At 67.5% G+C, this 8,188-nt stretch carries 9 protein-coding genes; 5 read left to right on the forward strand and 4 right to left on the reverse strand.

Features of this window, described 5'->3' with window-relative positions; translation table 11 throughout:
• The 3 genes from BHU15_RS38620 to BHU15_RS26345 form a co-directional block, all read left to right on the forward strand.
• The coding region (locus BHU15_RS38620; RefSeq protein WP_255293220.1) for a Hint domain-containing protein at positions 1-895 on the forward strand (895 nt) is incomplete at its 5' end.
• A 77-nt stretch (positions 896-972) separates the two neighbouring features.
• Positions 973-1,467 carry a hypothetical protein gene (locus BHU15_RS39815; RefSeq protein ID WP_141726889.1) on the forward strand — a complete coding sequence of 165 codons (495 nt, stop codon included), beginning with the start codon at positions 973-975 and terminating at the stop codon, positions 1,465-1,467.
• 452 nt (positions 1,468-1,919) lie between these two features.
• Entirely contained in the window at positions 1,920-2,816 is an 897-nt protein-coding gene (locus BHU15_RS26345; protein ID WP_069629458.1) for a DUF5655 domain-containing protein, read from the forward strand.
• A gap of 125 nt (positions 2,817-2,941) precedes the next feature.
• Here BHU15_RS26345 and BHU15_RS42195 read toward each other — a convergent pair whose 3' ends face one another.
• Positions 2,942-3,718, reverse strand: coding sequence for a universal stress protein (locus BHU15_RS42195; protein WP_079128382.1), 777 nt, complete (start codon positions 3,716-3,718; stop codon positions 2,942-2,944).
• A gap of 278 nt (positions 3,719-3,996) precedes the next feature.
• On the opposite strand from BHU15_RS42195, the gene BHU15_RS26350 reads away from it, so the two are divergent.
• Positions 3,997-4,920 carry a universal stress protein gene (locus BHU15_RS26350; RefSeq protein WP_069629455.1) on the forward strand — a complete coding sequence of 308 codons (924 nt, stop codon included), beginning with the start codon at positions 3,997-3,999 and terminating at the stop codon, positions 4,918-4,920.
• A gap of 27 nt (positions 4,921-4,947) precedes the next feature.
• Here BHU15_RS26350 and BHU15_RS26355 read toward each other — a convergent pair whose 3' ends face one another.
• The 3 genes from BHU15_RS26355 to BHU15_RS26365 form a co-directional block, all read right to left on the reverse strand.
• Positions 4,948-5,814: a universal stress protein gene (locus BHU15_RS26355; protein ID WP_079128383.1), complete on the reverse strand. Its 867-nt coding sequence runs from the start codon at positions 5,812-5,814 to the stop codon at positions 4,948-4,950.
• Between the two features lie 95 nt (positions 5,815-5,909).
• The gene (locus tag BHU15_RS26360; protein ID WP_069629456.1) at positions 5,910-6,776 is read right to left on the reverse strand and encodes a universal stress protein; all 867 of its coding nucleotides are present in this window, start codon (positions 6,774-6,776) and stop codon (positions 5,910-5,912) included.
• A gap of 82 nt (positions 6,777-6,858) precedes the next feature.
• Entirely contained in the window at positions 6,859-7,842 is a 984-nt protein-coding gene (locus BHU15_RS26365) for an Acg family FMN-binding oxidoreductase (protein WP_255293221.1), read from the reverse strand.
• A 254-nt stretch (positions 7,843-8,096) separates the two neighbouring features.
• Here BHU15_RS26365 and BHU15_RS26370 point away from each other — a divergent pair.
• Positions 8,097-8,188: CBS domain-containing protein (locus BHU15_RS26370; RefSeq protein WP_368483220.1), on the forward strand; the 92-nt coding region annotated here is incomplete at its 3' end.

The raw sequence follows: 8,188 nt of genomic DNA on the forward strand, positions 1-8,188 counted from the left end.
AGGCGCCGGCGCCTTCTACGGAATAGGTCAGGCAGCAAAGTTCCTGGCCAAATGCCACAGCTTCCTCCCCGGAACCGGAGTTCTGCTTGCCGACGGCACACACAGAGCCATCGAGGACATTGACGTCGGCGACACTGTTGTCACCACCGACACAAAAACGGGACAGACTGTAAAGAAGAAAGTCGTCTCCACCATCACCACGGAAGATGACAAGGACTTCACCGAGATCACCATCTCCACAGACGATGACTACTCAAGCATCGTCGCAACCGACACCCACCCCTTCTGGGTACCCGAACTCAAAAAGTGGGTGCCAGCCGGAGACCTCAACCCGGGCCAGTGGCTGCGCACCAGCACCGGGACACACGTCCAGATCACCGCGACAACCCACTACACCAAGCGTCAACGCACCCACGACCTCACGATCCAGGACATTCACGCCTATTATGTGCTGGCGGGCGCCACGCCGATCCTGGTCCATAATTGTGGTGAAGCCCTCTACGGCCGGGCCAAGGAGCTCTATGGAACGCGGGCCGACAAGGTGTCGACAGTTGCAGTTGCCCAAGTTCGGAACGTAAATAGCCCAGACAAGGTGGAAACGTGGGTAGCATCTGAGCGTGCTGGCCTCCCTGACGAATGGAAGGGAGGCAACGCGCCGCTGCGCGGGGAGCGCTATATTTCCGGGCAGGGCCATGCCGAGGCTACAATCATGAACCGTTTGGGGAGTGACTGGGAAGTCGTAGGGATGGCTTCATCGACTAGGATGTGCCCCGCGTGCTTCGCGCAAGCTACAGGTCCTGGGTTGGGCCTCAAGCCGAGTTGGATCGGCAGGGGAAGCGGACTGTCCAGTAGTGGAAACACGCCTTGGCGAGTGGTACTTAGGGGTGGTAGCTGATGGATGTGTGGAGTCTGGCAGGGGGGCTGTCTCTCGCTAGGATGAGACCCATTCTGGAGGTCGTTGGAACCTCGCGCATGGGAGAGATCGACGACATCATCGCTGCTGGCGGCAGTGCTCAAGGGTTTGCTGGGGTCGTGGAGAAGGTGGCTTCGCTGAAGAGCTGGCGAAGCGAGATTGGCGCGCTAGAGGATTCCTCCGCGCCGACCTATTTTCAATCGACGGCTGCTGGCGTGGCGATACTAGTGGCTTCGGAAACAGTACCTGCAAACGATCGAGAATGGAGAATCAGGTCAAGCGTGGCAAATTTTTGGGATTCTTGCGATGACTTGTTGCACGCTGGCGGTGGTTACTCCAGGATCGAGCTCCGGGCGATCAAGACAACTTTGCGAGGGGTTGAAGATATCTGGCGAGCTGCTGACATTCGCCTACTGTCTGATGGCGGGGCTGATGATGCGAAAGTCTATGTGGAGCGGCTCGCTAAGATTCATTCAAATTATCCGAAGCGTCGGCAGATCGCGCGAGTCGTAGCCGAGAGTGCTGGGTGGGATATTTCGGCTACTTTCCGGTGATTTTCGGCTGGCTCGCTGAAATCGAGTGGCGGCTTGCAGGTGGGTTGGGTAGCGCTGTTACGGCGTTTGGTTCGTCTCGTTGGGGAGGAATGTGGTCGAGTTCCGCTTCAATATCTAGCCGCTCATTTAGCACCACGTCGCTGATCTGGCAAACATGCAGATCAGATAGGGTCTGACTCTTCGGGGTCAGGCCCTATGTTTTTTACCGTGCTGGATAGGTACTGGATTTCCTGACCTCTCGTCACCTGTCATCACCTCTCGTATCCGTACCGTGCTGGATTCGTGCTGGATGCCGACGCGGCCCGCCAACCGGTGGGGGGCATGGTCGTGCGCAGGGGGCCACTGACCCGGACGGTCGCCCCTTCGGCACATGTTCTTCACGGACTTAACGACCGTTGCGGAAACAAATCGCTGCCCGCCCGACGTTGTTGATTTCCGATGCGATGACGGGGGTGGTCGGCTTGAAGCTGTTCCGTACGGACACAGCGAAAAGCGGCGTGACTGAGGTCGCGCCGCGTCTTGCTGTGGTCGAGGCGGATGTGCAGGGTTTCGTCGAGGCGCACATGGAGACGTTGCTGGGTGTTCGTTTCCTGGCGAGTGAGTACGGCACGGGGCCGGTTCATGGGGGCCGGATCGATTCGCTCGGGCTGGACGAGAACGGGTCGCCGGTCATCGTGGAGTACAAGCGGGGCGTTGACGCGGGGGTCATCAACCAGGGGTTGTTCTATCTCTCGTGGCTGGTGGACCACCGGGCGGAGTTCGAGCGCCTGGTCCGCGACCAGCTCGGGTCCACGGTCGCGTCCCAGGTGCTGTGGAGCGGGCCGCGCCTGATCTGTGTCGCTGGCGACTTCACCCGCTACGACGTCCACGCCGTACGCGAGCACCGGAGGTCGATCGACCTGGTCCGCTACCGGTTCTTCGGCAGCGACCTGGTCGGTCTTGAGACCGTGGCGTCCGTCAGCGGCGGGACCCTGGCACCGCGACGTGCGCGCCGGCAGACGGTCGTACGGGCGGAGGCCGACCCCCGGGGTGCGTCGATGGCCGAGCTGGCGCACGCCGTCGACGAGGCGCTGCTCGGTCTCGGGGACGGAGTGAACCGCATCCAGCGCAAGCAGTACAGGGCGTATCAGCGCCTGCGGAACTTTGCGTGCGTCTGCCCGCCGCAGCGGAGCAAGCTCCTGGTCTATCTCAAGGTCGATCTGAAGGAGGTCGACCTCGTTCCAGGGTTCACCCGGGATGTGACGAGGCTCGGCCACCACGGGACGGGCGACTTGGAGGTGCAGCTCCGCACGCTGAGGGACGTGGAGCGGGCGCAGGATCTGTTCCGGGCGAGCTACGCAGCCGCGTGATCGCCCGACGGCACCCTGGCCGTGAGCGTTCTGCGGTTGATTGGTGGTCGTCGGGTGGTGCCTTTCGACGTAGGGACAGGTCGTGGCGGTGGACTATCAATGATGTGCGGGATCGCCGGTTTGGCTCACCGGCGATCCCGAGCTATGTTCCCCCGCGCTCGGTGCGGGTGGGCAGGGTGTGCGGCCGGCTGCGGGGCCGGACCTGACCGCTGGGTTGGCCGGGGCGCCCGGCGCCGAGGCTCGTTGTCGATCTTCTCCTGAGGCAGGTCTCCGGGCGCTGAGATATGGCCACAGGCGCTCACCTCGCCATGTCTGACGGGAAGTTGAAACATGGCGGCGCGGCGTGAACGCCGACGCCACGGAGATCCGCCTCCTCGACAGCGACAGCCACGGCGGCCCGTGAAGAGGCACTGCCTTCCACCCCGACGACGAGCCCGGAGGAATCGTGCCCGCTCTGCTCTGTCGTTCTCACGAGTGCGACGGGACAGTCGGCGTGCGCGCTGACGGGGACGGGCCACGGAACTCGCGCTCAGTATTTCCGCCGGACGGCTGAGACGCCGGGAGCCCAGGACGACCATGCGAGTGTTCGACGTCGCCCGCTGGTTGAGCACCGCCGCGGGAAAACCGTCCAGGAGTTCCGTCTCGACGTGCGCTTCCGGGGCGAGAGCGGTAACCGATTCCGCGGCGGCGGTCAGTGCTCGTTCCCCCTGCGCCCGCAGCGCCATGTACTGGGGTGTCGTGTCGACGTGCTGGGTGTCGAGCATCGGCGGCACGGCCAGCACAAGGCGCAGAGGGCTGCTTCTGAGACCAGCCTCGGCCACCGCCAAGGCGATGACCGGTGCCGGGAAGCCTCGTGGGTCGACGCCTACGAGTATTTCGTCGCCTGTTGCGCGATCCGTCATCGTTCCTCCTCGGCTCCGGCGGCCCCGGGCAAGCACGTTTCTCGACCGGCCGACGGGACCGACATGGCACAGCTCCACGGTGTCATCGCCGGGCGACGCGGCAACAGGGCCGCACAGGCCCCCCGACAGGACCGAAGGATCCCGGAAGCCCGGTCCACGGCGGCCAGGACTGCACCACTCGGCCCTACTCCCACCCGTGGTCCCCCTCAACGCTGGGAGGTGAGCGGAGCCGGCCGACCGGCTGTGCCCGCGGATAATCCGAACCAGGGAGGTCCACCATGACCGCCAACGTGACCGTGGGTATCGACGGCTCCTCCGAGAGCCTCGCCGCGGTGGAATGGGCCGCCCACGAGGCAGAGGTGCGTCGGTCGACGCTGCGCATCCTCCATGTGGAGGAGTGGCCTCCCCTGCCGATCGTGCCGCTTCCCTCCTCCATACCTCTCCCGACCTCACCTTCGCAGTGGTCCGAGGAACTCCTGCGGGACGCGGCTGAGGCGACCCGGCTCCGTCATCCCCAGCTGACTGTCACCACCGCCGCGCCCGCCGGGCGCCCGGAACGGATTCTCCTCGCCGAGGCCAACGACCCGGACCGAGCCGAACTGCTCGTCCTCGGGTCCCGCGGGCTCAACGGCGCGCTCGGCTTCATCGTCGGATCGATCAGCCTGGCCGTCGTGGGGGCGGCCGAGCGTCCCGTGGTTCTGGTACGAGCCGGCCTGCACCACAGCGGTGAGAGCGCCCCTGCGCCGTCCGAGCGTCTGCCGTCCGGGGGCGACGCACTGGTGCTCGGCCTCGATCTCCAGGAACCGGCCGAGTCGCAGAACGATCTGCTCGATTTCGGATTCGCCGAAGCGGCCCGCCGCAGGTGCGCGCTGCGCGTGGTCCACGCCTGGTCGCTGCCCGCCCAGTACGGCTACGCGGAGATCGCCCACCCAGGGGTGGGAGTAGAGATCGCCGAGCACATCACCAAGACCCTCGACGAGATACTCGCGCCGTGGCGACAGCGCTTCCCCGCGGTGTCGGTCTCCGCGAAGGCCCTGGTCGGCGTGCCCGGCGCACAGCTGGTGTACGAGTCCGCCGATGCCGACCTTCTGGTGGTCGGCCGGCGGAAGCCGAGGGTTCCCGTCGGGCCGCGACTGGGGCATGTGGCGCAGTCGGTGATCCATCACGCGACCATGCCAGTCGTCGTGGTCCCCCATGAGTGACTCGCGCACGGGTGGCTCGCGCGGTGGCTACCGGCGTGGGACGACAGCAACCGGAGCCGGACAGTGGCGCAGGACCGCATGGGTCATGTGCCCGACACGAGAGAAGCCCCGCCGGTGGGGGTGCGCTTCCTGGCTGAGCACCACAAGTGCGGCCCCGGCACCGGCGTCCGCCAGGTCCCGGGCGGGTTCTCCGACCGCCGAGTGTTCCCGGACCGGGACCTCCGGGTAGCACTCGGACCACGGTGTCAGGGCGCTCCGAAGTGCCTCTTCGTCCCGCCGGACCTGATCGGCCTCGGTGCCGTGTGCGAAGTGCGCCAGGCGGTTCCAGCCGTGAGTCACCCCCAGCGGTGCCCCGCGGAGCGATGCCTCTTCGAAGGCGAACCGAAGCGCCTCCTCGCTCGGCCGACCGAGCTCGACCGCGACCGGGCCGGGAGCCACCTCGACCGGTGTGCGCTCACCGCGCCCTTCGCCGTCCCGCTCCGCCGTCCGCTGGCCGGAACCGACAAGGACGACGGGGCGCTCGGTGAGCGACACGGTGGCGGACGCCACCGACCCCCCGAGGAATCCGGCCCGCGTGGCGAGCCCTCCGGAGCCGATGGCCAGCAGCTGGCTCTCCCCGGCGGCCCGGCACAGTGTCTCGGGGGGAGGCCCCGTCAGCCGTTCCGCCGTGATGTGCAGGTCCGGGTAGCGGTGGCGAAGCTCGGCGGCCGTCTCCGCCGGCATCCGGCGGGACCACTGCTCGGCCACCTCGTTCGAGGTCAGCGACGCACGGGAGTACGGCTGCCACTCCCATGTGCTGACAAGCCGCAGGGGCGCGTTCCTGAGAGACGCCTCGTACGCACCCCAGTAGGCGGCATCAGTGCTCCCCGGCGTGTTGTTCAGGCCGACAGTCACGGGACGCGGGATGCAGCACCTCCGGCGGTGGCGATCTCTCGTTCCTCGCGCCGTTCCCGGCCGGTCGAGCATGACCGGCCGTAACGGGCGAAGCCTCAGTCCCCTTCCGGGACGATCGCGACGGGACACGGCGCGTAATGCAGCATCGCGTGGTTCACCCGCCCCAGCTGCAGCCCGACGGCGCCCGGGCGCCGACGAGCACCGACGACGAGAAGATCCCCGGGGGCGGTGTGTTCGAGCAGCGTCTGATGCGCGGTGCCCTGCACGACCTCCCGGCGGACGGTCACCTCCGTCAGATCCTCGCCCAGACCGGCCAGGACCGCGTCCACGCACTCGTCAGCCCCTTGCCGGTCCGCCCTCATCGGGTCGTTGTCGGCCAGAGGGTAGGGCACGGCCTCGTGAACCGGGCTGCGCCAGGCGCGTACGGCGACGAGTTCGCACCCCCTCGACCGGGCCTCACGGAACGCGAAGCGCGCAGCCGCGACGCCATCTCCGACACCGAGAACGACTCTCCCGAGGCCGGTCCGGCCGTCGGGTTCCTGGCCTCGGACCACGACGACGGGGCAGCGGGCCCGGGCGGCGACGGACAGGCTCACGGATCCCAGGAGCATGGCGGTGACCGGGCCGCGTCCCCGGGAACCCACGACGAGCAGCGCGGCGTCGTTCCCCTCTCTCAGGAGCGCTGTCACCGGCTCCTCGGGCTGGACGTCGGTGGTCACCTTCACCTGGGCGGCCAGGGCGTTCACGCGTTCCTCGGACGTCGCGACGAGGTTCTCGGCGAGTACCTGCTCGGACGGCCGGTCCGCGGCGAGCCTGGGCCGTATCCCTTCGTAGTGTTCCCAGAGCGACGCGTGAACGATTCGCAACGGCAGGCCGCGGCGATCCGCTTCGGCCACCGCCCAGTCCAGCGCTCGGAGGCTGCCTTCCGATCCGTCGACTCCTACGACCAGCGGAAGCTCCATCACTCCCACCTCCTCCTTCAGTGATTCGGTGACGCCCGTCTCCGACCATGTGCGTCGGCCGGCCGCCGGGAAGATTCCTTGCTCAGTCGGCGAACGTCAGCACCTCGCGTACCGGCCGACGTTGTGTCCTCGGTCCGTGGGGGCCGTATCCCAGCCGGAGGATCATCTGGACATGGCCCGAGCCCGAGACCGGATCGCGCAGCAGCCACCGCAGGTCGGACCATTCGAGCGCCTGGGTGGCGAACGAACTCGTCAGCCCGTGCCGTGTGGCGACGAGGAGCAGGCGTTCCAGTGCCTGTCCCGCGCGCAGCCAGTCGGCCGGTCCGTCCGCCGCCGTGCTGAGCAGCGCCAGCTGGGGCCGATCCTCGAAGTCGATCGTGGGCCGGCCCCTCACCACGTCGAGCCCGGCGAAGTCGCGGGCGGGGGCGGTTCCACCGCGCTTGCGTGGCCCGAAGGCGTAGTCCGGCACCCCGTCGGTCGTCGCATCGGTCCTGGAGTTCCTGGTCCACCGTGCCCGCTCGGCGTCCCGGTCGGGATCCATGAGGTTGTAACCCTCGCCGTCTCTGATCAGATCCAGCACCGCCTGAAGGTGCGGGGACGACAGAAAGGCCAGTTCGGCGCCTTCGAGGCGGGCGGCCTCCCCGAGCGCGTTCCGGAGGTCGGTGGGAATCTCCCGTTCGGAGAACGGGAACCGGCTCGTGTGCCGTTCGCGAATGGCCGGATACAGGTCGGCGAGAGCGCCCGGCGTCGCGGCGGAGCCGATACGTACGGTCGCCAGAAGACTCGGAGCGGCCGGATCGGGCAGCAGCGTCGTCTCGGAACTCCGGCCGAGGTGGGCGAGCGCGACCCGCAGGTTGAGGAGCGCGGCTCCGCACCCGATGCGCAGACCTCGTCCGTCGGGGTCCTCGTGCGGCAGCGCACGCGACGGATCCGCCGACATCGTGAGGGTGCCGGTGTCCGCTGCGTACCGGAACAGCCACGGCTGCGCGTTGTGCATCGACGGTGCGGCGGTGGCGTCGGACACGAGCCCAGTCACCGTCCGTTCGTCCATCATTTGTACGGACACGGTGCCTCCTGGGCCTCGTCATCCTTCCAGCGTGACGGCGCGACGGAGTTCCGGGCAGGGGCCGACCGTCCCCTGTCTTGAGCCCTGTCGGCCCGTACGGGCACCGGGCCCCGGGGCCTGACGCCGCCCGATAGGGCTGAGTGGCACCTGGGGTGCCGTGCCGACGGGAGTGACGCTTGAGGTGTGACCGCAGCTGGGCGGCCACACCCTTGGAAGGAGTGCAGGACATGGACCACCGAAGCATCGGTGAACTCATGACCCGCGATGTCGTGAGCGTGCGACTCGACACCCCGTTCAAGGAGATCGCCAGAGCCCTGGCGGATCGCGGCGTCAGCGCCGTGCCTGT

The sequence above is a fragment of the Streptomyces niveus genome (assembly GCF_001723055.1).
GTDB classification, from domain to species: domain Bacteria; phylum Actinomycetota; class Actinomycetes; order Streptomycetales; family Streptomycetaceae; genus Streptomyces; species Streptomyces niveus.